General features: G+C 74.1%; 20 protein-coding genes. 12 read left to right on the top strand and 8 right to left on the bottom strand.

All coding sequences use genetic code 11. From position 1 onward, the window contains the following. Positions 1 to 17: 17 nt before the first annotated feature. Positions 18 to 290, bottom strand: a complete 273-nt coding sequence (locus ACFPM7_RS03800; RefSeq protein ID WP_378243744.1) for a hypothetical protein — start codon at positions 288 to 290, stop codon at positions 18 to 20. After that, complete coding sequence (locus ACFPM7_RS03795; RefSeq protein ID WP_378243742.1) at positions 287 to 2,092, bottom strand: hypothetical protein; 1,806 nt, start codon at positions 2,090 to 2,092, stop codon at positions 287 to 289. Before ACFPM7_RS03795 ends, ACFPM7_RS03800 begins: the two co-directional genes overlap by 4 nt. 417 nt (positions 2,093 to 2,509) lie before the next feature. On the opposite strand from ACFPM7_RS03795, the gene ACFPM7_RS03790 reads away from it, so the two are divergent. Next, the gene (locus ACFPM7_RS03790; protein ID WP_378243740.1) at positions 2,510 to 3,337 is read left to right on the top strand and encodes a M23 family metallopeptidase; all 828 of its coding nucleotides are present in this window, start codon (positions 2,510 to 2,512) and stop codon (positions 3,335 to 3,337) included. A 165-nt stretch (positions 3,338 to 3,502) separates the two neighbouring features. Here the strand turns inward: ACFPM7_RS03790 and pcrA are convergent, their stop codons facing one another. Further along, a complete protein-coding gene (pcrA, locus tag ACFPM7_RS03785; RefSeq protein WP_378243738.1) occupies positions 3,503 to 5,848 on the bottom strand; it encodes a DNA helicase PcrA in 2,346 nt (781 codons plus the stop codon). Positions 5,849 to 6,124: 276 nt separating this feature from the next. Here pcrA and ACFPM7_RS03780 point away from each other — a divergent pair, with 276 nt between their 5' ends. From ACFPM7_RS03780 to ACFPM7_RS03750, 7 genes are all read left to right on the top strand, one after another. Beyond that, positions 6,125 to 6,406 carry a chorismate mutase gene (locus ACFPM7_RS03780; RefSeq protein WP_378243863.1) on the top strand — a complete coding sequence of 94 codons (282 nt, stop codon included), beginning with the start codon at positions 6,125 to 6,127 and terminating at the stop codon, positions 6,404 to 6,406. Between the two features lie 52 nt (positions 6,407 to 6,458). Beyond that, positions 6,459 to 6,764: a hypothetical protein gene (locus tag ACFPM7_RS03775; RefSeq protein WP_378243736.1), complete on the top strand. Its 306-nt coding sequence runs from the start codon at positions 6,459 to 6,461 to the stop codon at positions 6,762 to 6,764. A 77-nt stretch (positions 6,765 to 6,841) separates the two neighbouring features. Further along, positions 6,842 to 7,516 (top strand): PIG-L deacetylase family protein, encoded by a 675-nt coding sequence (locus tag ACFPM7_RS03770; RefSeq protein ID WP_378243734.1) that lies wholly within the window; start codon positions 6,842 to 6,844, stop codon positions 7,514 to 7,516. Between the two features lie 81 nt (positions 7,517 to 7,597). Continuing rightward, positions 7,598 to 8,524: a hypothetical protein gene (locus ACFPM7_RS03765; RefSeq protein WP_378243732.1), complete on the top strand. Its 927-nt coding sequence runs from the start codon at positions 7,598 to 7,600 to the stop codon at positions 8,522 to 8,524. Positions 8,525 to 8,778: 254 nt separating this feature from the next. After that, a complete protein-coding gene (locus ACFPM7_RS03760; RefSeq protein ID WP_378243730.1) occupies positions 8,779 to 9,630 on the top strand; it encodes a hypothetical protein in 852 nt (283 codons plus the stop codon). Between the two features lie 223 nt (positions 9,631 to 9,853). Continuing rightward, positions 9,854 to 11,203, top strand: coding sequence for a serine/threonine-protein kinase (locus ACFPM7_RS03755; protein WP_378243725.1), 1,350 nt, complete (start codon positions 9,854 to 9,856; stop codon positions 11,201 to 11,203). A gap of 11 nt (positions 11,204 to 11,214) precedes the next feature. Further along, a complete protein-coding gene (locus tag ACFPM7_RS03750; RefSeq protein WP_378243723.1) occupies positions 11,215 to 12,918 on the top strand; it encodes a serine/threonine-protein kinase in 1,704 nt (567 codons plus the stop codon). 8 nt (positions 12,919 to 12,926) lie between these two features. On the opposite strand, the gene ACFPM7_RS03745 is transcribed toward ACFPM7_RS03750, so the two are convergent. Then, the gene (locus tag ACFPM7_RS03745; RefSeq protein ID WP_378243721.1) at positions 12,927 to 13,829 is read right to left on the bottom strand and encodes a LysR family transcriptional regulator; all 903 of its coding nucleotides are present in this window, start codon (positions 13,827 to 13,829) and stop codon (positions 12,927 to 12,929) included. Between the two features lie 86 nt (positions 13,830 to 13,915). On the opposite strand from ACFPM7_RS03745, the gene ACFPM7_RS03740 reads away from it, so the two are divergent. Further along, positions 13,916 to 14,839 (top strand): DMT family transporter, encoded by a 924-nt coding sequence (locus ACFPM7_RS03740; RefSeq protein WP_378243719.1) that lies wholly within the window; start codon positions 13,916 to 13,918, stop codon positions 14,837 to 14,839. Here the strand turns inward: ACFPM7_RS03740 and ACFPM7_RS03735 are convergent. Beyond that, positions 14,790 to 15,440, bottom strand: coding sequence for a response regulator (locus ACFPM7_RS03735; RefSeq protein WP_378243717.1), 651 nt, complete (start codon positions 15,438 to 15,440; stop codon positions 14,790 to 14,792). The two genes, ACFPM7_RS03740 and ACFPM7_RS03735, sit on opposite strands and share 50 nt — an antisense overlap. Continuing rightward, entirely contained in the window at positions 15,437 to 16,705 is a 1,269-nt protein-coding gene (locus tag ACFPM7_RS03730; protein WP_378243715.1) for an ATP-binding protein, read from the bottom strand. Before ACFPM7_RS03730 ends, ACFPM7_RS03735 begins: the two co-directional genes overlap by 4 nt. 124 nt (positions 16,706 to 16,829) lie before the next feature. Here ACFPM7_RS03730 and ACFPM7_RS03725 point away from each other — a divergent pair, with 124 nt between their 5' ends. Continuing rightward, positions 16,830 to 18,263 carry a PspC domain-containing protein gene (locus ACFPM7_RS03725; protein ID WP_378243713.1) on the top strand — a complete coding sequence of 478 codons (1,434 nt, stop codon included), beginning with the start codon at positions 16,830 to 16,832 and terminating at the stop codon, positions 18,261 to 18,263. Then, on the top strand, positions 18,256 to 18,456 hold the full coding sequence (locus ACFPM7_RS03720; protein WP_378243711.1) for a hypothetical protein: 201 nt from the start codon (positions 18,256 to 18,258) through the stop codon (positions 18,454 to 18,456). The genes ACFPM7_RS03725 and ACFPM7_RS03720 overlap by 8 nt, the downstream gene beginning before the upstream one ends. Before the next feature lie 73 nt (positions 18,457 to 18,529). Here ACFPM7_RS03720 and guaA read toward each other — a convergent pair whose 3' ends face one another. Continuing rightward, positions 18,530 to 20,092 (bottom strand): glutamine-hydrolyzing GMP synthase, encoded by a 1,563-nt coding sequence (gene guaA / locus ACFPM7_RS03715; protein ID WP_378243709.1) that lies wholly within the window; start codon positions 20,090 to 20,092, stop codon positions 18,530 to 18,532. A 225-nt stretch (positions 20,093 to 20,317) separates the two neighbouring features. Between guaA and ACFPM7_RS03710 the strand changes: the two genes are divergently transcribed. After that, positions 20,318 to 21,766 carry an aldehyde dehydrogenase family protein gene (locus ACFPM7_RS03710; RefSeq protein ID WP_378243708.1) on the top strand — a complete coding sequence of 483 codons (1,449 nt, stop codon included), beginning with the start codon at positions 20,318 to 20,320 and terminating at the stop codon, positions 21,764 to 21,766. Here the strand turns inward: ACFPM7_RS03710 and ACFPM7_RS03705 are convergent. Continuing rightward, entirely contained in the window at positions 21,763 to 23,175 is a 1,413-nt protein-coding gene (locus tag ACFPM7_RS03705) for an FAD-binding oxidoreductase (RefSeq protein ID WP_378243706.1), read from the bottom strand. The genes ACFPM7_RS03710 and ACFPM7_RS03705 overlap by 4 nt on opposite strands. Positions 23,176 to 23,217: the final 42 nt, after the last annotated feature.

Genomic DNA, 23,217 nt, shown 5'->3' with positions numbered 1-23,217 from the left:
GCACCCGGTGAGGTACCTCACCCCGGGTGGTGAGTTCGCTCACCGCGCGTGGCCAGCCACCCGGCGGCCCCCTCGGCCGCCAGCGCCTCGACGTCGTCGGCCCCCAGTCCGGCCAAGTGCCCCGCGACCGCGGGCGGGTCGTCGCAGACGACGGCGTCCACGTCTTCCTGGACAGCCGCGGCGGCCACCCTGGCGGGCTCGTCCGGTCCTGTGTAGACGACCTCGGCGCCGTGGTCGCGCAGCTCGCGCGCCAGGCCGGGTCGGTCGCAGGCGACCAGGAGCCGGATCACCGGCGGGTGCTCACGGCCGTCGCCGCGGCGACGACGAAGGCGGCGAAGGCGGCCAGCGCCAGCCACAGCCCCTGCCCGGGGGCGCCTTCGACGGCGCGGGCGGCGGTCAGCGGGTACTCCAGGGCCCGCACGCCCACCACGGCGGCCGCGCCCAGCAGCAGCGCGGCGGCCCTCGGCGGGCGGGCGGCGGGCGCGAGCGCGGCGGCGGCGATGACGGCGACGAGGGCGACGAGCAGCCCCCACGAGGCGAAGCGGAACTCCGAGAAGACGCCGGGGGCGACGAAGTCCGGAGCGGTGAGCACGGGCATCGCGAACGCGCCGACGGCCAGCAGCCCGGCCACGGCCGAGGTGGCCACGACGGCCAGGGGGTAGTCGCGCTCGGTCAGGTCGACGTCGTCGCGCTCGGCGCCGCCCGCGATGGCGGCGGTGACGGCGGTGGCCGCGGCCAGCAGCAGCGCGGCACCCGCGGACCAGACGCCCGCGCCGACACCCACCTCACCACTGGCTCCGGTCGCGGTGAACGCGGCGTCGAGGCTGCCCGCCGCCGCGAAGGCGATCCCGGCGAGCACCACGGCCAGCGCGGGCCGGGTCGCGGCGGCGGCGCCGCCCGCGGGCGGCGCGGTGCGCGTCGGGCGGGCCGGGCCGGTGGCGAACAGCGCACAGGAGAGCGCGGCGACGAGAGCGGCGAGCGGCAGGAACACCCGGCTCGCGTAGGCGGTCGGGGCGTCGACGCCCTCGGGGACGACCAGCTGCGCGCCCAGGCCCGCCAGCAGCGCGGCGGCGGCGGTCAGGAGCCCGAGGACGCCGGTGACCCGGTGCAGGCGCCGCAGGTCGAGGCGGACGTCGCCGGTCTCGGCGGCGGCCGACGGGCGGACCAGCCAGAGCGCGGCCGTCAGCGCGGCGGCGGCCAGCAGGGCGAGGTACGGGCCCGCGGCGGGGTGCAGGCGCTCGACGGCCAGACCGGCCGCGATCTGCGGCAGGGTCACCGCGGCCGTGGCGGCGAACAGGCCCGTGGCCGCGCCCCTGGCCACCGGCAGCCGGGCGGCGCCGCCTGCGACCACGGCCGCGGCGACCGTGCCGACGGCCAGCGCCAGCAGCCCCCAGCGGGCGGTGGCCGGGCCGTCGACGGCGTCGAGGGCCAGGACGAAGGCGTCCTCGGAGCCGAAGGGCACGAGCAAGAGGCCGACCGCGCCGACGGTCCCGGCGAGCAGGGCGGCGCGGACGAAGACCGAGCGCGCCCGGGTGGGGCGGTCGGCGGAGGGGTCGTCGAACTCCGCGGCGTAGGGGGTGCCCGGCACCGCGCCCGCGCGGCCCGCGGCCAGACCGCCCGCGACCACGGCGAGCAGGTGCCCGGCCAGGGCGAGCCAGAGGCCTGCCGACGGGGTCAGCGGGGCCAGGCTGGTGGGCAGGAACAGCTCGGGCCGGGAGGCGCGCAGCGCGTCGGCGGCCAGCTGCAGGTCGACCAGCGCCCGGCCGGGGGCCAGCAGCGCCGCGCCGAGCAGCACGGCCGCGCCGATGGCGGGCCTGCTGGCCGCGACGAAGGCGGCGGCGAGGCCCGCCGGGAGCAGCGCGAGCAGGACCAGCAGGGCGGTGGCGGCGAAACCGGGGGGCGGGGCGTCGGCCAGCGGGCCCACGAGTACGCCCGCCGCGGCGAGCACGGCGCCCGCCGCGGCGGTGGCGACACCGGCCTTGAGACGGGGTGGGACGTCAGCCCAGCCGATCCGCTCGGCCGCCTGGACGTCGGTGCGCTCCGGCTGGGCGGCTGCGCGCCCGGGGGTTCGCCGCTGGGTCCGCGAAGTCATCGAGGAGCACGCTAGCAAGGTCGCGGCGGGCCGCACGCGGGCAGCGCGGGCGGGCCCGGCGACGTGCCGGGATCGCGGAGATCTGGTGCCACCCAGACGGCCTATTGAAACGAGAGCCACGTCACATTAGGCGGGTGAACTGGGATTAACTTTCCGTAATCCCCCCAGCAAGCACCCCGGTCCGGTTCGCACGGCTGTCCCGATCCAGTCCGCTGCTGTTGCCCCCCTCGGTATCTCCCCGTTACTGTCCCCGCGTCCGTTGTCACGGTCAGATCACGGTTAGGGCAGGGCGGCAACCTCCCCCGGGGAGCCGCCCGAAGTGGGTCCCCCACCCACGAACGCCCCCGCCGAGCACGGCCCGTTCCCCGCGGGTCGCGGCGGTCGAGATCAGACCCCCCGAAGGCGGAAGGCCCGGTTTTGTCCCGACATCGCCCCACCGGCGACGAACGCGAGTTCGCCGTCGACGAAGACGCGCTCGAACGCACGAGGAGCTCCCGCGGCCGCGGGGTGCACCGGATCGCACCGCCGTCCTCGGCGCTGCGCGGTCGAGTTGTCGTGGCGGCGGTCGCCGTCGGCGCCTTCGCGGCAGCCGCGGCCGGACAGACCCTCCAGGCCGCGAGCGAGGGCGAGCAGACCGCCGCGGGCGCGAACGAGATCATGCCCCTGGCGAACCCGGCCAACGCCGCGGCGGCGATGGGCATGGGCGGCGACACCGCCGCGGCACCGGACCTGCTGGCCTTCACCGGCGGGACCGACACGGCCGTCGAGGCCGAGCAGATCGCCACCACCGAGCGCGTCGCCAAGAAGCGCGACGAGCGCATCGCCGCCGAGGAGGCGGCCCGCAAGGAAGCGGCCCGGCCCAAGTACGTGCGGCCCACCGTCGGCTCCTTCACCTCGGGCTTCGGCGCCCGCTGGGGAACCACCCACTACGGCATCGACATCGCCAACAGCATCGGCACGCCGATCGTCTCCGTGGCCGACGGCTACGTCATCGAGACCGGCCCGGCCAGTGGCTTCGGCCTGTGGGTGCGCGTGCAGCACGACGACGGCACCATCGGCGTCTACGGGCACATCAACGACTACGTGGTGCGCGAGGGCGAGCGGGTCAAGGCGGGCGAGCTGATCGCCCACATGGGCAACCGCGGCCAGTCGACCGGGCCCCACCTGCACTTCGAGATCTGGGACTCCGAGGGGCGCAAGATGAACCCCAACTCCTGGCTCAACCGCAAGGGCATCGGCTACTGACCCGACCCCCGCGGTCCACTCCCGATCCATCGTTCTCCCTCCCGCGCTGAGCTGTGCCCAGTCAACCGGAGGGGTACGACAATTCCTCGAACGCGCGTTCGAGCCCACTGCTCCGCGCGTGCGAAAGGGGTCCGTCCACACCGGGACGGACCCCTCAGCCAGAGGTCAGAGCTTCACCAGCGGGACGCTGCCGATCAGCATGAGGCGGATCGTCCCGGACGAGCCGAAATCGATCGTCGCCGTCGCGCGCGGGCCCGCGCCGTCGGTGGCCACCACCGTGCCCAGGCCGTACTTGTCGTGGTTGACGCGGTCGCCGACGTCGAGCGACAGGGCGGGCGTGTCCTTCCACTTGGCCGCCGGGGCCGGGCGGTGGGTGGTGCCCAGGCCGCCGCCGCTGCGCCCGCCCCACGTCGTGGCCCTGGTGGGGGCGGCGCGGTCGGGGCCGGTGCGGCGCCAGTCGATGAGGTCGGCGGGGATCTCGGCGAAGAAGCGCGAGGCCGGGTTGCTCATCGGCTGGCCCCAGGCGGCGCGCACGATCGCCCTGGACAGGTAGAGGCGCTCGCGGGCACGGGTGATGCCGACGTAGGCCAGCCTGCGCTCCTCGGCCAGCTCGACCGGGTCGCTCAGGGCGCGCAGGTGCGGGAAGACGCCGTCCTCCCACCCGGTGCTGAACACCACGGGGTACTCCAGGCCCTTGGCGGTGTGCAGGGTCATCAGGGTGACCACGCCGGAGGACTCCTCGTCGCCGTCCGGGATGGAGTCGGCGTCGGCGACCAGGGAGACGCGCTCCAGGAACGCGGCCAGCGAGCCGGACTCCGGCACCGCGACGGCCTCGGTGTCCGGCGGGGCGTCGTCGGGGGTGATGCCGGGGCCCTCGGCGAACTCCCGCGCGACGGTCACCAGCTCGGTCAGGTTCTCCAGGCGGGTGCCGTCCTGGGGGTCGTCGCTGGCCTCCAGTTCGGCGCGGTAGCCGGTCTGCTCCAGCACCGCGTCGAGGATCTCGGCGACGTCCTGGCCGTCGTCGACGAACCGGCGCAGGCCGTCGAGCAGCTCCACGAAGCCCGCGATCGCGCGCTGCGAGCGGGGGTTGAGCATCGCGACCTTGCCGTCGGCGGCGTCGCGCAGGGCCGCGGCGAAGGACGTCCGGTAGCGCTCGGCGTGGGTGGACACGCACGCCTCGGCGCGGTCGCCGATGCCGCGCTTGGGCACGTTGAGGATGCGGCGCAGGCTGACCGTGTCCTCCGGGTTGGCCAGCACGCGCAGGTAGGCCATCGCGTCGCGGACCTCGCGGCGCTCGTAGAAGCGCACGCCGCCGACGACCCGGTAGGGCAGGCCGAGGCGGATGAAGATCTCCTCGAAGACCCGGGACTGGTTGTTGGTCCGGTAGAAGACGGCGATGTCGTTGTTGTTGGCGTCGCCGGAGTCGACCAGCCTGTCGATCTCGTTGGCGACGAAGGACGCCTCGTCGTGCTCGTTGTCGCCGACGTAGCCGACGATCTTCTCGCCCTGGCCGTGGGCGGTCCACAGTCGCTTGTCGCGGCGGCCGGAGTTGCGCGAGATGACCGCGTTGGCCGCGTCCAGGATCGTCTGGGTGGAGCGGTAGTTCTGCTCCAGCATGACCGTGGTCGCGTTCGGGTAGTCGCGCTCGAACTCCACGATGTTGCGGATCGTCGCGCCGCGGAAGGCGTAGATGGACTGGTCGGCGTCGCCGACCACGCACAGCTCGGCGGGCGGCACGTCCGGCAGGCCCTTGCCGATCAGCTCGCGCACCAGCACGTACTGGGCGTGATTGGTGTCCTGGTACTCGTCGACCATGATGTGGCGGAAGCGGCGGTGGTAGTACTCGGCGACGTCCGGGAACAGCTGGAGCATCTCGACCGTGCGCATGATCAGGTCGTCGAAGTCCATCGCGTTGGCCTGGGCCAGGCGCTGCTGGTACTCCACGTAGACCTCGGCGACGCGCCGCTCCAGGTCGTTGGTCGCGTTCGCCTTGGCCGTCTCCGCGTCGATCAGCTCGTTCTTGAGGTTCGACAGGTGCACCGACAGGGTGCGCGCGGAGTAGCGCTTCGGGTCGAGGTCGAGGTCGCGGGCGACCAGGGTGATGAGCCTGCGCGAGTCGTCGGCGTCGTAGATGGAGAAGCCCGACGTCAGGCCGATCGTCTTCGCCTCGCGGCGCAGGATGCGCACGCACATGGAGTGGAAGGTCGACACCCACATCGCGTTCGCCCGGCGGCCGACGAGGTCGACCACCCGCTCCTTCATCTCGGCCGCGGCCTTGTTGGTGAAGGTGATGGCCATGATCTCGCCGGGGTGCACGCGGCGCTCGGCCAGCAGGTAGCCGATGCGCCGGGTGAGCACCCTGGTCTTGCCGGAACCGGCTCCGGCGACCACGAGCAGCGGGCTGCCCGCGTGCTCGACGGCCCTGCGCTGCTGGTCGTTGAGGTCGTCCAGGCTGGACGCGCCGGAGCGCGGCGGCGGGGACGAGCTGGGGAGGTCGAATAGCGCTTCCATTTGGGTCGCCACGCTACCCGGGCCCACCGACGATCGCGACGATCCCGCCTCGACCCGACGGGCGCGGATGTGCCACACTCGTGGCGTGCTGCGCACCTTCGAGTTTTTCTACGGGAACCGGACTCCGGCTCCCGTGGTGGCGTAGCGCCAAGACCCCCACACGAAGCCCCGGAGTCCGGTCGGACCCGGGGCTTTTCCGCGCCGGGCCGGGTGGCTCCACTCCCGCGGAGGACCACAATGAGCACCGTGTCCCAGGAATCCACGCCCCAGGAGTCCATGCTCGAGCAGGCCAAGCCCGCCACCGAGCTGCCGCAACCGGCCGAGGTCGCCGAGCTGCGCAAGGAGATCGACGACCTCGACAAGGAGATCCTGCGGCTGGTCAAGCGCCGCGCGGAGGTCTCCCAGCGGATCGGGGCGGCGCGGATGGCAGCCGGCGGGCCGCGCATCGTCGTGAACCGCGAGATGGACGTGCTGGCCCGCTACCGCGAGCTCGGCCAGGCGGGCCGGATGCTGGCGATGGCGCTGCTGGACCTCGGCCGCGGCAAGCTGGGCCGCTAATCAGGGAAATCCCCCCATACCGGGCCGCCGCACCTGGGGCACACTGGCAATCATGGGACTCATCGCGCTGATCGTGGTCATCGTCGGGCTCGTCGTGACGATCGGCCACGCGGCATATCTCGGGCTGTTGAACGCGGCGGCGAAGAAGAAGGGCTCCGCGGGGGAGGTCACCGCGCGCGACATGCGCGCGCGGCTCCCCGTGGCGGGCGCGACGGTGGCGGGCGCGGTGCTGGCCGGGCTCATCTCCGGCGGCTCCGGCTTCGCCGACATCCTGGCGATCCTGCTGGCGGGCGGTTCGGCGGCGATCGCGGCCTCGGCACAGGCGGCCACCCAGCAGCGCTACCGGATCGAGAGCTGAGCCGGAGAAACTGAACACTTCCGGGTGATCCGCCTACCCGGGTCCGGGACTCTGCGCTACGACCTAGGCTCCTGGAAATGAGCACTGCTCTGGTGGTGTGCGCCCACCCAGACGACGTCGACTTCGGCGCGGCGGGCACCGTCGCGTCCTGGACGTCGGCGGGCGACGAGGTCGTCTACTGCGTCGTGACGTCCGGGGACGCGGGCGGGCACCCCGGCGCGGTGCGGGAGGCGGAGCAGCGGGCCGCGGCCGAGGCGGTCGGCGTGGCCCAGGTCGTCTTCCTCGGGTACCCGGACGGCCGGGTGACGGCGTCGCTAGACCTGCGCCGCGACATCGCGCGCGTCATCCGCCAGGTCCGCCCCGACCGGGTGCTCACCTGGAGCCCGGAGATCAACTGGGACCAGGTCGCCACCACGCACCCCGACCACCGGGCGGTCGGCGAGGCGACCTTCGCCGCGGTCTACCCCGACGCCCGCAACCCGCACGCGCACCCCGAGCTGCTCGCCGAGGGCCTACAGCCGTGGTCGGTGCCCGAGCTGTGGCTGGCCGACGGCCCGGCCGGGCTGCGCAACCGCGCGGTCGACGTGACCGCCCACTTCGAGCGCAAACTCGCCGCGCTGGCCGCCCACGTCACCCAGACAGGCGGCAATCCCGACCTCCCGGCCCAGCTGCGCGCACACTTCACCGAGGTGGGACAGCGGCACGGCATCGACGGGCAGGCTGAGGAGTTCCAGGTAGTCGACACCAGATAGCGCGTAGTCGGTCGGTGACACAGAGTCGACGCAGGGTCGGATTTCGGCGTCACGACCGGCCAGAACGGGAGTCTCCACAGCATGACGAGGGGGCACGACAGCGGCAGGCACCGGCGGGGCGGGAGTCCGCTGGGCTGGACTCCGCGCGCGAGCAGGCGGGAGCGCTCGGCGCACGCGGTGGCCGAGGCCGAGACCGAGGTGATCCCGGTGGTCGACGAGTTCCCGGACTCGCCCGCCGCCGGGCTGGCCAAGTTCAACCTGGGGTCGATCCCGGCCTCGGTCTCCCCGCCGCGCAGCTGGCGCAGGGCGGCGTGGTTCTCCGTCGCCGCGTCGGCGCTGGTGCTCATCGGCCTGGTCTTCGCGGCGGCGACGCTGGTCACCGCGCCGCGCAAGCCCGACATCGTCGACGCGCTGCCGGGCATGCCGACGGCGCCGAACCTCGTCGTGGCCCCGACCGAGGAGCCGGTCCGCGAGCCGCTGCCCTCCGGGGGCGCCGCCACGACGACGACCCCGACCCCGGCGCCGGTGCCCACGACCACGACCCCGCCCGAGCCGGGACGGCCCGAGCGCCCGGAGCCGGTTCCACCGCCGCCCGGCGAGGCGGGCCCGCCCGCGCCGCCGCGCCCGCCCGCCCCGTCCGCCGCGCCGCAGAAGCCGCCGCGCACGACGATCTCCACGCCGATGCTGGTGCCGCCGCCCGCGACCGACGCGACCCTCATGGGCGACCGGACCGAGGAGTACTACGCGCAGGTCGCCGCCAACCCGGACGCGGCCCACGAGCTGACGACCGGGCCGCTGCGCCGGGAGGGCCCGGAGTCCATCGAGCGCCGGTACGCCGGTGTCGAGGAGGTCGAGGTCACCGCGATGACCATCGATCCCGGCCGGGGGACCACCCGGTCGCAGCTGCGCGTGGTGCGCGAGGACGGGTCGGTGTCGACCGTGGAGCGGGAGCTGACCTTCACCTACGGCGACAACCCCATGATCAGCGGCGACACCGCCGCGTCCTGAGCCCCTCCCCCGCCCGCCGGACCCGTGCGCCCGACCGGGTCGGGCGGTTGGACCTCGCGGCCGGACGGCCTGCTCCGATCGCCCTCGTGACGCCGGTAAACACGCGCGCTCCGAGTGAGCCGTTGCTCCGTTCGAGTGAATCTCCCCACCACCCTCTTTCCTCGATCGGGTGAACAGCCGAGAAAGGGTGGTGTGCGTGCTCTGAGCAGGGTACGAGTGGGCCGGTAGTGCATCGAGTGCGAAGGACAGCGGCAGTGGACCGACCGGGTACCGGCAAGCGCCGGGTTCGTTCGGGGGCCGTCCGTGCCACGGAGATCATCGACCGGGCCACCCGGCGATTCCCCCGCCACGCGGCCCCCGCCGCGGCGGACGCGCGGGCCGCCGGGCCCGTCCCCGCCGAGGCCGACGCGCCCGAGGAGACCCGCTCCCCCGCCTCGCGCGCGGCGAAGCTCGCCGGCCTGGCGCTGGCCGCGCTGACCCTGTGCGGCACGGTGGGCGCGGCCGTGGCCGTCTCCCGGGAGCGCGGCGAGACCGCCTCGGCCGGGCAGGCGGGCCCGATCACCGGCCCCCGCGCGCTGCTGCCCGACGACCTCGCGGCGGCCGTCTCCGGCACCGCGCGCCCCACCCAGCCGCCGCGCACCGCCGCCTCCACGGCGATCGTCGGCGCCCCGCCCGCCTCCGGCGAGGACAGGGCCGGTGGCGACGGCGGTGACGACCGAGGGGACGTCGGGAAGGGCGACGGGAAGAGCGACGGCACCCGCCCCGCCGCCGAGGACCCCGAGCCGCCGCCGTCGACAGCGGGGATGAGCGACGAGGACTTGGTCGCCGAGTACTACCGCCTGGTGCGCGAGGACCCGGTGGACGCCTTCGGCCTGCTCTCGGGCACCTCGTTCGGCGCCGACCTCGGCCACTTCATCTCGTCCTGGTCGGGCGTGACGGACGTGCGGGTCGGCGAGATCAGGACCACCGCCGACGGGGTGCTGGCCGACGTCCGGATGCTCCTCGCGACCGGGCAGACGCTCTGGGTGCGCCAGCTGTTCGACGTGACCGAGACCACACCGCGGCGGATCGCCAACGTCACTCTGCTCTCCGCTCAGGTCAGCTGACCAGCGATTCACACGTTCGGGCGACCACCTCCGTCCGGCTGTGACACCATGTAGCGGCTACTGAATCGCCCCGGTGATCCGGGACCGCGTTCAAACGCGCTGCGTGAACGCCTAGCCTGGACAGGTCGGCCTGGGGCCAACGTCGCCGAGTGGGTACCCGCCCAGGACGCACAGACGAGCAGGCCCGCGGATGAACGGCGCGGGCGAGGGAGGTTCCGGTCGGATGAGCGACGAGGGCCGGCTGGTCGCCGGGCGCTACCGGCTGGCCGAGCGCATCGGCAACGGCGCGATGGGCATCGTGTGGCGCGGCGTGGATGAGCGCCTCAACCGCGAGGTCGCGGTCAAGCAGCTCATCCTGTCGCCCCTGCTGCCCGCCGACGAGGCCGAGGAAGCCGTCGCGCGCTGCATGCGCGAAGGCCGCATCGCCGCCAAGCTGCACCACCCGAACGCCATCGGCGTGTTCGACGTGGTCGACGCCGACGGCACGCCGTGGCTGGTCATGGAGTACCTGCCCTCGGCGAGCCTGGCCAACGAGCTGGCCGACAACGGCCCGCTGCCCGTGGCCGAGGTCGCGCGCATCGGCCAGCAGATCGCCGCCGCGCTGGCCGCGGCGCACGCGGCGGGAATCGTGCACCGCGACGTCAAGCCCGGCAACATCCTGCTCGGCCACGACGGCACGGTGAAGATCACCGACTTCGGCATCTCCCGGGCCACCGACGACGTCACCGTCACCAAGACCGGCCTGATCGCGGGCACTCCGGCGTACCTGTCGCCCGAGGTGGCCATCGGCAAGGACCCCGCGCCCGCCTCCGACGTCTACTCCCTCGGCTCGACGCTGTACGCCGCGATCGAGGGCGAGCCGCCGTTCGGGCTCAGCGAGAACACCCTGGGCCTGCTGCACGCCGTCGCCGCGGGCCGGATCAACCCGCCGCAGCGCGCGGGCGCGCTGACCCCGGTGCTGATCGCGCTGCTGGCGCCCAACCCCGAGGACCGCCCGAGCGCGGTGCGGGTCCGGGAGATGCTGAGCGCCGTCGCCCGCGGCGAGGAGCCGGACGTGCCCGCGACGGCCCTGGTGGCCCCGGTGCTCGCCGGCGACGACAGCACCCGCATGGTGGCCAGGCCCAGCGAGCTGACCGGCACCGGCGCGCGGGCGCTGGGCACCACCGGCAGCGGCAGGCCCGTCGCCCCGCCGCCGGCCAAGTCGCACCGCCCGCTGATGTTCGCCAGCGCGGGCGTGGCCATCGTGATCGCGCTCGGCGCGTGGCTGCTGGTGCGCGCCACCGGCGCCGACGACCAGCCCGGCGGCACCCCGCTGCCCTCGCGCCAGCCGGTGACCACCACCCAGGTGATCACGACCACGGAGGCGACGACGGAGCCCGAGACCACCAGGACTACGGTCGCTCCGAGGACGACGCAGGAGCCGACGACGACCACCGCGGTTCCCACGACCACGGAGCCGACGACGACCACCGAGACGACCACGACGACCGAGCCGACGACGGACGAGCCCACCACCACGACGGCAGAGCCGACCACCAACCCGGTGACCACCACCGCCGCCAACCCCAACTGACCGGAGCTTCGATGTCCAGCGAGCAGACCCTGGTCGCGGGCCGCTACCGGCTCGGGAGCAAGATCGGCAGCGGCGCGATGGGCGTGGTCTGGCAGGCCCGCGACGAGCGCCTGCACCGCACGGTGGCGGTCAAGCAGCTGCTGTCGCAGCCCGGCCTGAGTTCCGAGCAGGCCGAGGAGTCGCGCCAGCGCGCCATGCGCGAGGGCCGCATCGCCGCGCGCCTCTCGCACCCCAACGCGATCACCGTCTACGACGTGGCCGAGCACGAGGGCCTGCCGTGGCTGATCATGGAATACCTGCCCTCGCGCAGCCTGGCCGCCGAGCTCAACGAGCGCGACACCATCGCCCCCACCGAGGCGGCCCGCATCGGCTCGCAGGTCGCCGCCGCACTGGTGGCCGCGCACGCGGCGGGGATCGTGCACCGCGACATCAAGCCCGCCAACGTGCTGCTCGGCGACGACGGCACGGTCAAGATCACCGACTTCGGCATCTCCCGGGCCACCGGCGACATCACCGTCACCGCGACCGGGATGCTGGCGGGCACGCCCGCCTACCTGGCCCCCGAGGTCGCCAAGGGCGAGACGCCCGCGCCGTCCTCGGACGTGTTCTCCCTCGGCTCGACGCTCTACACCGCCGTCGAGGGGCACTCGCCGTTCGGGCTCAGCGAGAACACGCTGGCCCTGCTCTACGCCGTCGCCGCCGGCCGGATCACCCCGCCGAAGCAGGCCGGCCCGCTGACGGCGCTGCTGATGCAGCTGCTGCGCCCGGACCCCAACGAGCGCCCGTCGATGGCCGCGGCGCGCGACGGCCTGGCCGCCATCGCCGCGGGCAAGGCGCTGCCCGCGGTCGCCAACCAGCTGACCGACCCGTACCCGAAGCCGCAGGGCAGACCGGTGCACAGCCCGCCGCCGCACACCCCGGCCCCAGGCACCCGGCTGGACATCCACCCCTACGGCGACCCGACCCCGCCGCCGCGCACCCCGCCGCCGGGCATGCCGATGGGCGCCCCGCAGGGCACCCCGCCGCGCGGGCAGCGCCCGATGCCGCCGCACACCCCGGCAGGGGGTGTGCGCTCGGCCGCGCAGGCGGGCGGTGCCCGCTCGGTCGCCCCGGCCGCTGCCCCGCCGCGCAAGCAGGGCCGCGACGTCCGCTCCATCGTGCTGACCGTGCTGGCCATCGTGGCCGCCGCGCTGGTGGGCATCCTCGTCGCAAGCCTGATCACCAAGGGCGGCGACGACAACAAGGCCGACGGCAACCTGCCCACCACCACGAACGAGCAGCCCGCCACCACCACCTCGGCCGAGGCGCCCGAGACGACGACCGAGCGGCCGACGACCACGACCACCACCACGACGACCACCACCACGAAGCCCGCTCCGCAGGCCCCGCAGTTCGCGAAGTTCGTGAAGGACTACTACGGCCTGCTGCCGGAGAACATCGAAGGCGGCTGGAACCTGCTGACCGAGAACGCCCAGGCGCTCTCCGGCGGCTACGAGAACTTCAAGAAGTTCTACGGCGGCCTCAAGGACGTCTCCATCCGCAACATCAAGGCCGACGACCAGGGCAACGTCACCGCCCGGGTCCGCTTCGAGCCCAAGGACGGCGACGCCTCCAACGAGGCCTACACCTTCCGCGTGGTCGCCCTGGAAGACGGCACCTACCGCATCGACAGCTTCCGCTCAGGCGGCGGGGGCGGCGGAGACGACGACGGCTGAGCGGGCTCTCAGACCGGCCCCTCCGCCGCCTCGCGCAGCGCCGTGAGCAGACCCGCCACCGCGGGATGGTCCATCGATGACTCCCGAACGGCGGCGTGGATGACCCGCACCGGCTCCGGCTTGCGCAGTCTGCGCACCACCACCCCCGGGTGCCTGCTGCCCAGCCCCATCCTCGGGATCACCGTGACCCCGAGCCCCGCGGCCACGAAGCCCTGCGCCGAGGCGTAGTCCTCGCTCTCCACGACCACGTCCGGGCTGAACCCGGCCGCCGCGCACGCGTCGAGCAGGATGCGCAGGCAGGGACCGGGCGGCCACTCGCTGCCCACCCACGGGTCCTCGGCCAGGTCGGCCAGGTCCAGCACGCGCTTGGCGGCCAAGCGGTGCCCGCGCGGCAGGACGGCCTGGTACGGGTCGTCCAGCAGGTGCATGGTGCGCACGCCCGGCGCGACGAGCCTGCTGGAGCGGTGGATGAAGATGGCCAGGTCGGCGTCGCCGCGCTCGACCTCGACCAGGGGGTCCTCCGGGTCGATCAGCTTCAGGTCGACGCGGACGCCGGGGTGCTCGCGGCGCACCCTGGCCAGCGCGGGCGGGACCAGGGCGGCGCCCGCGGTAGAGAAGTAGCGGACCGCGACCCGGCCGGTGACACCCGCGCGCAGGTCGGCCAGGGCGGTCTCGGCTTCGGCGAGGCGGGTGCCGATGAGGCCGGCGTGCTCGGTGAGCAGGACGCCCGCGGCGGTGGGGCGCACGCCGCGACCACTGCGCTCCAGCAGGGCCACGCCCGCTTCCCGCTCCAGCGCGGCGATCTGCTGGCTGATGGCCGAGGGCGTGTAGCCGAGGTTCGTGGCCGCGGCGCTGACCGAGCCGCTGGTCACCACGGCCCTGAGCACCTGCATCCTGCGCACGTCGAGCATGTAGCCGAGCTTAAACGTCGGTGCACGACATTTCACTTGTCCTGCGAGGTCGGCGGGGGCACCGTGGGCCGCGAGAGGAGCGTGCGATGGCGGGCGGACGGGGAACCCTGGTCAGGATGGGCCTGGTGGCCTTGATCTGGGGGTCCAGTTTCTTGTGGACGGAGATCGCGCTGCGCGGGCTGGCGCCGGTGCAGATCGCGGTGGTGCGGTGCGTGCTCGGGGCGCTGGTGCTCATCGGGCTCTGCTACGCCTCGGGCAACCGGCTGCCGCGCGAGCGGCGCAGCTGGTTCCACATGGGAGTCGGGGCGCTGCTGGCCAACGCGCTGCCGTTCACCCTCTTCGCCGTCGGACAGCAGACCGTCGACTCCGGGGTCGCCGGGGTGATCAACGCGACCACGCCGCTGTGGCAGCTCGTGCTCGGACTGGCGCTGGGCTCCGACCGCGGCCTGGGCCCGGTGCGGGTGGCCGGGCTGCTCCTCGGCTTCCTCGGCACTCTGGTGATCTTCGCGCCGTGGGACGGGTCGCTGGGCTGGGGCGCGCTGGTGATCCTGGCCGCGGCGATCAGCTACGCCGTGGCCTACGCCTACCTCGACCGGACGATGAAGGGCCGCATGCAGCCGATCGCCATGTCGGCGACGCAGCTGAGCGCCGCGGCCGGGCTGATGCTGCTCGTGCTGCCCTTCGGGGGGACCGAGCCGGTCGCGCTGAGCTGGCCGGTGGTGCTGGCCGTCGGTGTGCTGGGCGTGTTCGGCACCGGCTTCGCGTTCGCGCTGTTCTACCGGCTCCTGGCCGACGAGGGCCCGACGAACGCCGCCGTGGTCGGCTACCTGCTGCCCGTGGTCTCGGTGCTGCTCGGCTCGACGTTCCTCGGCGAGCCGCTGAACGCGCGCATCGTCGCGGGCATGGCGGTCGTGCTGCTGGGCGTGGCGATGACCAGGATCACGCGCAGGCCCGCGGCGGTCACACGAGTCGTCGGTCCGACGCCCACCGCGACAGCTCGTAGCGATTAGACAGCTGCGTCTTGCGCAGGACGCTGGAGACGTGGGTCTCCACCGTCTTCACCGAGATGAACAGCTCGGAGGCGATCTCCTTGTAGGCGTAGCCGCGGGCGAGCAGGCGCAGCACGTCGCGCTCGCGCGGGGTCAGCAGGTCCAGCTCGGGGTCGCTGATCGGCGCGGCGCCCGGCCGGTCGGCGAAGGCGTCCAGGACGAACCCGGCCAGGCGCGGGGAGAACACCGCGTCGCCCTCGGAGACGCGGATGATGGCCTTGGTCAGCTCGGCGGCGGAGATCGTCTTGGTGACGTAGCCGCGCGCGCCCGCCCGGATGACCGCGATGACGTCCTCGGCGGCGTCGGAGACCGACAGCGCCAGGAACACCACCTGGGGGAACTTCTGCCGCGCCTGGCGCAGCACCTCGGCGCCGCCGCCGTCGGGCATGTGCACGTCGAGCAGCACGACCTGCGGCTTGAGGTGCCCGATGCCCGCCACGGCCTCGCCCACCGAGCCCGCCTCGCCGACGACCTCGATGTCACCACCGGCGCTATCCAGTTCGGAGCGCACGCCCGCGCGGAACATGCTGTGGTCGTCGACGAGGAACACCCGGACAGTCATGCGCCCACCTTCGCACGTGGCATCTGCAGTTCGACCTCGGTGCCCTCGCCCGGCGTGGTGCGCAGCCGGACACGGCCGCCGTTGCGCTCCATCCTGCCGTGGACGGAGTCGGCGAGGCCATGCCTGTCGTCGGGGACGGTGTCCGGGTCGAAGCCCTTGCCGCGGTCGCGGACGAACACCGTCACCACGTCGGGCTCCACCTCGGCGTAGACCGACACCTCGCCGACCCCGGCGTGCTTGGCCGCGTTGACCATGGCCTCGCGGGCGGCGGCGACCACGGCGTGCAGGCCCGCGGCGTCGAGGGGGCAGTCGCCGACGACGACGCTCTGCACGCTGATGGCGAAGGTGTCCTCCACCTGGCCCGCCGCGCGCGCCAGCACTTCCGAGAGCTGTTCCTCGACCGCCTCGCCGTCCTTGGCGTCGACCTTGCCGTAGCCCGACGGGCTGTAGAGCCAGGTCCGCAGCTGGCGCTCCTGGCCGCGGGCCAGCCGCAGCACCTCGCGCGGGGACTCGGACTGCTTCTGGATCAGCGCGAGCGTCTGCAGCACGGAGTCGTGCAGGTGGGCGGCGATCTCGGCGCGCTCCTCGGTGCGGATGCGGGCCCGCCGCTCGTCGCCGAGGTCGCGGACCAGGCGCAGCCACCACGGCACCGTCAGCAGGGCGACCCCGACCAGCGCGGCGATGACCGCGACCAGGGTGAACTGCACCTGGTCGAGGCCCATGCTGGTGAGCAGGAAGACGGCGATGCCCGCGGCGACCAGCGCCGCGCCGGAGAGCACCCGCACGACCGCCGCCGCGCCGCCCCCGCCGAGCACCGCGCCCTTGGCCTTGCGCCGGGTCGACTGGTCGGCCTCGCGCCAGACCAGCGCCGCGCCGACCAGGGTGACGCCGATGCCGCCCGCCACCCAGCCGTTGACCGCGCTGGAGAGCGCCCAGGTGCCGATGATCAGGCCGACGCCGAGGGCGAGCAGGCCGATGGCCTGCTGGCGCTCGCGGCCGGACACCTCGCGCATGGGGGTGTCGGCGGGCTGCTGCGGGGCGAAGATCCAGAACAGGCCGTAGGCCAGCACCCCCGCGCCGCCGAGCGCCGCGCCCACGGTGAAGGCGATGCGCACCCACAGCACCGGCAGGCCGGTGTGGTCGGACAGGCCGCCCGCGACGCCCGCGAGCGCGCGGCCGCTGCGGCGCCGCTGCAACCGGTCCCCGCCGGTCAGCGCCACCGTCTTCGGCCCGCTGCGCTCGATCTCGGCCTCCGGCTCGGTCATGGCTGTCTGCACTCCAGCATGCTCACACGGGCGCGCGTCCACAACATCGGGGAAGGACCCTGACATCGGGTTCAGGGTCGATCCCCGATGCGCGCGGCGGGGTCGAGGGGCGATCCTCGGTAGCGTGAGTGGAGCATCGAAGTCCTCCCAGGTGGAGGACACCATCAAAGACATGTGGGCGACGCGGCCCAGACGACCGCGGCGGGGCCGCAAGGTCGCGGGCGTCGCCGCCGGCATCGGCGAGCGCTACGGGATCGACCCCGTCATCCCGCGCGTGCTGTTCGCCGTGCTGTCCTTCTACGGCGGGGCGGGCGTGCTGCTGTACGTGCTCGGCTGGCTGCTGCTGCCCGAGGAGGACGACGAGGTCTCCCCGGTGGAGTCGCTGGCGGGCAAGGGCCGCAGCGCCACGTCGGGGCTGTTCACCATCCTGCTGATCCTGGCGCTGATCCCGCTGTTCGGCTGGTTCTTCGACAAGGACTTCGGCGGCTTCTTCGGGCTTCTCGTCGGCGCGGGCGTACTGTTCCTGCTGCACCGGGGCCGCTCGCACCTGGGCAAGGTGCCACAGCCGCCCGCCCAGCAGACCTACGCCCCCGAGCACGCCACCGGGTACCCGCTGTACCCCTCCTACCCGGCGTACCAGACCGCCGGGGAGTCCTACCAGGGTCCCGCCGCGGCCCCTGGACAGGCAGCCCCGACGGACACCTTCAGCGCGTCCACCCACGGCGCACCCAGCTCCAGCGCGGCTGCCCCCAGCACGCCCGCTGGCGGCAGCCCCACCAGTGCTTCCAGCGGGTCGGAGGCCCCCATGAACAGCCACCACGCGGTCGACGTCGAGCAGCCGCCCACGCCGCCGGCGTGGGACCCGCTGGGCGCGGCGCCGTTCGCCTGGGACCTGCCCGAGCCCGCCCGGCACGAGCCGGAGCCCGACGCGCCCGCGGTGGTCCGCAAGCGCTCCAAGGCCGGGCTGGTCACCGTCGGGGTGGCGCTGCTGGCCGTCGGCGGGCTCGTGCTGGCCGGGCCGGTGCTCGGCGGCTGGGTGAGCGTGCCGCACATCATCGGCGTCGTGCTCGGCGTGCTGGGCCTGGGCATGTTCCTCGGCGCGTTCCGCGGCGGCGGCGCGGGCCTGATCGGCCTCGCCGCGCCGCTGGCCGCGGTCGGCATCGTGCTGACGGTGGTCTGGCCCAACGGCTGGGAGGGCTCGGGCGGCCTGGGCGACCTGCAGGCCCGCCCGACCACGCTGGAGCAGGTGCAGCCGGTCTACGCCCGCAACGTCGGCTCGGTCGACCTCGACCTCACCGCGCTGCCCGACAGCGGCTCGGTGACCACCAAGGCGGTCATCGACGTCGGCGACGTGACCGTCATCGTCCCGGAGAACGCCGACCTGGTGGTGCGCTGCTCCAGCGGTCTCGGCGAGGTGTTCTGCCTGCACGAGAGCCGCGGCGGCTCGGCCCCCTCGGTCGAGCTGACCGACTACGGCCCCGACGGGCCCGGCGGCCTGAAGATCGAGCTGCACGCCGAGACGAGCGGCCCTGGAAACGTGGAGGTCATCCGTGGCTGAGTGCACCAAGCACCGCAAGCCGAACCTGTTCACCATGGTGTGCGGCCTGGCGACGATGGCCGTGGCGGCCTTCATCCTCAGCGACGGCCGGATGTGGGTGCCCGTGCTGGACCTGCGCTGGATCGTCGCGGGCGGCGCGGTCTTCCTGGGCCTGCTGTTCCTGGCGGCCTCGACCAGGCGCAAGCGCGAGTAGCCCCCGTTCCACTCACACCACCCCGCTCACACGACGGCGGCCGTCCCACCCGGGACGGCCGCCGTTCTCGCGTCTACTCCCACTCGATGGTGCCCGGCGGCTTGCTGGTCACGTCCAGCACGACCCGGTTCACCTCGGCGACCTCGTTGGTGATGCGGGTGCTGATGCGCTCCAGCACGTCGTAGGGCAGGCGGGTCCAGTCGGCGGTCATCGCGTCCTCGCTGGACACCGGGCGCAGCACGACCGGGTGGCCGTAGGTGCGGCCGTCGCCCTGCACGCCGACGCTGCGCACGTCGGCCAGCAGCACCACCGGGCACTGCCAGATGTCGCGGTCCAGGCCGGCGGCGGTCAGCTCCTCGCGGGCGATGGCGTCGGCGGAGCGCAGGATGTCCAGGCGCTCGGCGGTGACCTCGCCGATGATGCGGATGCCCAGGCCGGGGCCGGGGAACGGCTGGCGCTGCACGATCGTCTCCGGCAGGCCCAGTTCGGTGCCGACCCGGCGGACCTCGTCCTTGAACAGCGCGCGCAGCGGCTCGACCAGCTCGAACTCCAGGTCCTCCGGCAGGCCGCCGACGTTGTGGTGGCTCTTGATGTTGGCCGTGCCCGCGCCGCCGCCGGACTCCACCACGTCCGGGTAGAGGGTGCCCTGCACCAGGAAGCGGAACTTCTCGCCGCCCGCGGCGGCCTGCAGGTCCAGCTCGGCCTGCTCGAAGACCCGGATGAACTCCCGGCCGATGATCTTGCGCTTCTGCTCGGGGTCGGTCACCCCGGCCAGGGCGTCCATGAACCGCTCGCGCGCGTCCACGGTCACCAGGTTGACCCCGGTCGCGGAGACGTAGTCGCGCTCGACCTGGGCGCGCTCGCCGGAGCGCAGCAGGCCGTGGTCGACGAACACGCACGTCAGCCGGTCGCCGATGGCGCGCTGCACCAGCGCGGCGGCGACGGCGGAGTCCACGCCGCCGGAGAGCCCGCAGATGGCCTTGCCGTCGCCGATCTGCTCGGCGATGCGCGCGACCTGCTCTTCCACGATCGACGCGGTCGTCCACTGCGGACGGATGCCGGCGATGTCGTGCAGGAAGCGGCGCAGCACCTCCTGCCCGTGCGGGGAGTGGCCGACCTCGGGGTGGTACTGCACGCCCGCGAAGCGGCGCTCGGTGTCCTCGAACGCCGCCACCGGGGCGCCCTGGCTGGTCGCGGTGACCGCGAAGCCCTCGGGGGCCTTGGTGACGGCGTCGCCGTGGCTCATCCACACCGGGTGCCGCCCGGGCAGCGCGTCGTGTAGGACGCCGCCGTCGGGGGCGAGGTCGGTGCGGCCGTACTCGCGGGTGCCGGTGCGCTCCACCACGCCGCCGAGGGCCTGGGCCATGGCCTGGAAGCCGTAGCAGATGCCGAAGACCGGCACGCCCGCCTCGAACAGGGCCGGGTCGACCGCCGGGGCGCCGTCGGCGTACACGCTGGACGGGCCGCCGGAGAGGACGATGGCGGCCGGGTCGCGCTCCAGCAGCTCGGCGACGGGCGCGGTGTGCGGGACGACCTCGGAGTACACCTGGGCCTCGCGCACGCGGCGGGCGATGAGCTGGGCGTACTGGGCGCCGAAATCGATGACGAGGACGGGCCGGTGGTCGGGGCTTGCCATGGGGCCTCCGGGTTCGGGCGTGCGCGTCGGCACGCAGGGTTCGCGTGCCGACCGGTCCCTCCCTGGGTTTCTCTCCCGGAGATGCCTGCCCGCTCCCGCGGGCTTTCCGTGGCGCTCGAACCAGACCCGCTCATCGCGGCGGAACCCTAGCCACCAACGTCGGTCGACGTGCGGCCATCCTAACTCCGGCGGGCTTCGGCGCCCGGCGCGGCCTACGGTTGGGGCATGACGTTCGACACCGCCGCCAAGCCCCGCCCGTTCTGGGTCGCGGGGTCGGCCCGCTCGGGGACCGAGACCCTGGACGTGCACCACCCCTACGACGGCACCGACGTGGCGACCGTCTCGGTGCCCTCGGCCCAGGACGTCGACGAGGCGGTCGCCGCGGCGGCCGGGGTGGCCAGGGAGTTCCGCTCGACGCCCGCGCACGTGCGCGCCGCCGCGCTCGACCACGTGTCCCGGGCGCTGGCCGCGCGCTCGGAGGAGATCGCCGAGACGATCACCGCCGAGAACGGCAAGCCGCTGAAGTGGGCCGAGGTCGAGGTGGCCCGCGCGGTGTCGACCTTCCGCTTCGCCGCCGAGGAGGCGCGCCGCTTCGTCGGCGAGCTGCAGCGGCTGGACACCGACCCCAACGGCGAAGGCAGGCTCGGCGTCGTGCTGCGCCGCCCGCGCGGGCCGGTGCTGGCGGTCGCGCCGTTCAACTTCCCGCTGAACCTGGTCGCGCACAAGGTCGCGCCCGCGCTGGCCGTCGGCGCGCCGGTCATCGTCAAGCCCGCCTCGGCGACCCCGCTCTCGGCGCTGATCCTCGGCGAGATCCTGGCCGAGACCGACCTGCCCGCGGGCGCGTTCTCCGTGCTGCCGGTGCGCGGGCGCGACATGGCCGCGCTGGTGCGGGACCCCCGGCTGCCGGTGATCTCCTTCACCGGGTCCACGTCGGTCGGCTGGGGGATCATGGACTCCGCGCCGCGCAAGCACGTGGTGATGGAGCTGGGCAGCAACAGCGCGGCCATCATCTGTCCTGACTGGACGGACTTCGGGCACGCGGCCAAGCGGATCGCGACCTTCGGCAACTACCAGGCCGGGCAATCCTGCATCGCGGTGCAGCGGGTCATCGTGCACCGCGACGTCGCCGAAGCGTTTGTGCCCGAGCTGGTCTCGGCGGTGCGCGCGCTGGTCGTGGGCGACCCGCACGACCCGGCCGTGGAGGTCGGGCCGCTCATCGATGAGGACAACGCCGAGCGGGTCGAGTCCTGGATCGCCGAGGCGGTCTCGGGTGGGGCGCGGGTGCTGGTCGGCGGCGAGCGGTCGGGGACGACGATCAGCCCGTGCGTGCTCGCCGACGTGCCGCCGGAGGCGTCGGTGTGCCGGGAAGAGGTGTTCGGGCCGGTGCTGGTGGTGTCGGTGGTCGACAGCGTGGACGAGGCGTTCGCGCAGGCCAACGCCACCGAGTACGGCCTGCAGGCGGGCGTGTTCACCCGCGATGTGCAGGTGGCGTTCCGGGCGGCGGCGGAGCTGGAGGTCGGCGGGGTCGTCGTCGGCGACGTGCCCAGCTACCGGGCCGACCAGATGCCCTACGGCGGGGTGAAGGGCTCGGGCACCGGGCGCGAGGGCGTGCGCTCGGCGATGGCCGACTACACCGAGGACCAGGTCGTGGTGCTCTCCGGGCTGACCCTCTAGGCCTTGGCCAAGCCCTGGGCGAAGGCGAAGACGTTGTCGGGGTCGTAGCGCTTGGCGGTGTCGCGCAGGCGGTTGACGTTGTCGCCGTAGTACATGATCCCCCAGTCGGGCATGGCGGACTCGATGTAGTTGACGTAGCCGCCGCTGAGCCCGTCGCGGGCCAGCGCGTCGCGCACCTCGGCGACCGCGCGCGAGGCGGACGCGGCGGCCTCGGCGGTGGCCTCCTGGTAGATCTGCACCGTCGCCAGCGCCTCCCGGTGCGGGAAGGCGGTCTCGGCGGGGCCGACCTCGGCGATGGCGCCGCCGAGGGAGTCGATCAGCAGGTCCATGCCGTCGCGGCCGTCGACCTGGGCGACCAGCCTGCCCGGGTCGGTGGGCGCGGCCAGCACCCGGGAACTGGCGGCGAAGGCCTCGCGCGGCGCGCGGGACGGCGCGCAGGCCGCGAGGCTGCCGCAGCCCGCGAAGTGCACCACGACGTCGAGGAAGTCGCCCTCGCGGACCAGCCGGTTCGCCGGGGTGGCGGCCAGCCCGTCGAGCAGGCCCTCCAGCCGCGAGCGCGGACCGACGAAGCACCCGCTGACCCGCCCGCGCGGCGGCGACCCGCCGACGACGACCAGGTTCGACCACAGCTCGGGCGGCGCGCCCGCGACCCACTCCTGCCAGGCGCCCAGCGCCTCGGCCACCGCGCCCGGGGCGAAGTCGAGGCGGAAGTAGGAAAGTTCGTCGGGGATCGGGTGGGTGGCGAAGGTGAAGTCGGTGACGATGCCGAAGTTGCCGCCCCCGCCGCCGCGCAGGCCCCAGAACAGGTCCGGCTCCTCCTCGGCCGAGACGCCCAGCTGCCGCGAGTCGGCGGTCACCACTGTCGCGCCGACCAGGTTGTCGCAGGTCAGGCCGTACTTGCGGCTGAGCACGCCGAGACCGCCGCCGAGGGTGAGCCCGCCGATGCCGACCGACGGGCAGGTGCCCGCGGGGATCATCCGGCCCCGCTCGGCGAGGGCGGTGTAGACGTCGATCAGGCGCGCGCCCGCGCCGACGACGGCGGTGCCGTCGTCGCGGACCTCGATGTCGGCCATGGCGGCGAGGTCGACGACGAGGCCGCGGTCGGGGGTGGAGTACCCGGCGTAGCTGTGCCCGCCGCTGCGCGCGGCGATCGGCAGCGCCGAGGCGGCGGCGGACTCGATACAGGCCTTCACGTGGTCGGCGGTGCTCGGGCTGGCGACGGCCAGGGGCTCGCGCTTGTCGAGCAGCGGGTTGTAGGAGCGGCGGACGGTGTCGTAGTCGGTCTCGCCCCTGGTGACCAGGGCCCCGTCGAGGGCGGCCCGCAGCGCGTCGAGGTCGGGCGGCACGACGGCGCGCGTCGTCGTGGTCGGCGGGACGGGCACGGGCGGCCCGCTCGGGGGCGTCGGCACGCTGCCACCCGAACACGCCGACACCGCCGCCGCAACCCCCGT

Source organism: Actinokineospora guangxiensis (assembly GCF_042657845.1).
GTDB lineage: Bacteria > Actinomycetota > Actinomycetes > Mycobacteriales > Pseudonocardiaceae > Actinokineospora > Actinokineospora guangxiensis.
The sequence above is the reverse complement of the archived record's forward strand: the minus strand, read 5'-3'. Positions and strand labels throughout refer to the sequence as shown.

Excerpts from the sequence above, each read along its gene's own strand:
- ACFPM7_RS03730 (WP_378243715.1), bottom strand. The coding sequence starts at position 16,705 with ATGACCGAGCCGGAGGCCGAGATCGAGCGCAGCGGGCCGAAGACGGTG.
- ACFPM7_RS03765 (WP_378243732.1), top strand. The coding sequence starts at position 7,598 with ATGACGAGGGGGCACGACAGCGGCAGGCACCGGCGGGGCGGGAGTCCG.
- ACFPM7_RS03745 (WP_378243721.1), bottom strand. The coding sequence starts at position 13,829 with ATGCTCGACGTGCGCAGGATGCAGGTGCTCAGGGCCGTGGTGACCAGC.
- pcrA (WP_378243738.1), bottom strand. The coding sequence starts at position 5,848 with ATGGAAGCGCTATTCGACCTCCCCAGCTCGTCCCCGCCGCCGCGCTCC.
- ACFPM7_RS03735 (WP_378243717.1), bottom strand. The coding sequence starts at position 15,440 with ATGACTGTCCGGGTGTTCCTCGTCGACGACCACAGCATGTTCCGCGCG.
- ACFPM7_RS03775 (WP_378243736.1), top strand. The coding sequence starts at position 6,459 with ATGGGACTCATCGCGCTGATCGTGGTCATCGTCGGGCTCGTCGTGACG.
- ACFPM7_RS03710 (WP_378243708.1), top strand. The coding sequence starts at position 20,318 with ATGACGTTCGACACCGCCGCCAAGCCCCGCCCGTTCTGGGTCGCGGGG.
- ACFPM7_RS03740 (WP_378243719.1), top strand. The coding sequence starts at position 13,916 with ATGGCGGGCGGACGGGGAACCCTGGTCAGGATGGGCCTGGTGGCCTTG.
- guaA (WP_378243709.1), bottom strand. The coding sequence starts at position 20,092 with ATGGCAAGCCCCGACCACCGGCCCGTCCTCGTCATCGATTTCGGCGCC.
- ACFPM7_RS03770 (WP_378243734.1), top strand. The coding sequence starts at position 6,842 with ATGAGCACTGCTCTGGTGGTGTGCGCCCACCCAGACGACGTCGACTTC.
- ACFPM7_RS03780 (WP_378243863.1), top strand. The coding sequence starts at position 6,125 with ATGCTCGAGCAGGCCAAGCCCGCCACCGAGCTGCCGCAACCGGCCGAG.
- ACFPM7_RS03755 (WP_378243725.1), top strand. The coding sequence starts at position 9,854 with ATGAGCGACGAGGGCCGGCTGGTCGCCGGGCGCTACCGGCTGGCCGAG.
- ACFPM7_RS03750 (WP_378243723.1), top strand. The coding sequence starts at position 11,215 with ATGTCCAGCGAGCAGACCCTGGTCGCGGGCCGCTACCGGCTCGGGAGC.
- ACFPM7_RS03795 (WP_378243742.1), bottom strand. The coding sequence starts at position 2,092 with ATGACTTCGCGGACCCAGCGGCGAACCCCCGGGCGCGCAGCCGCCCAG.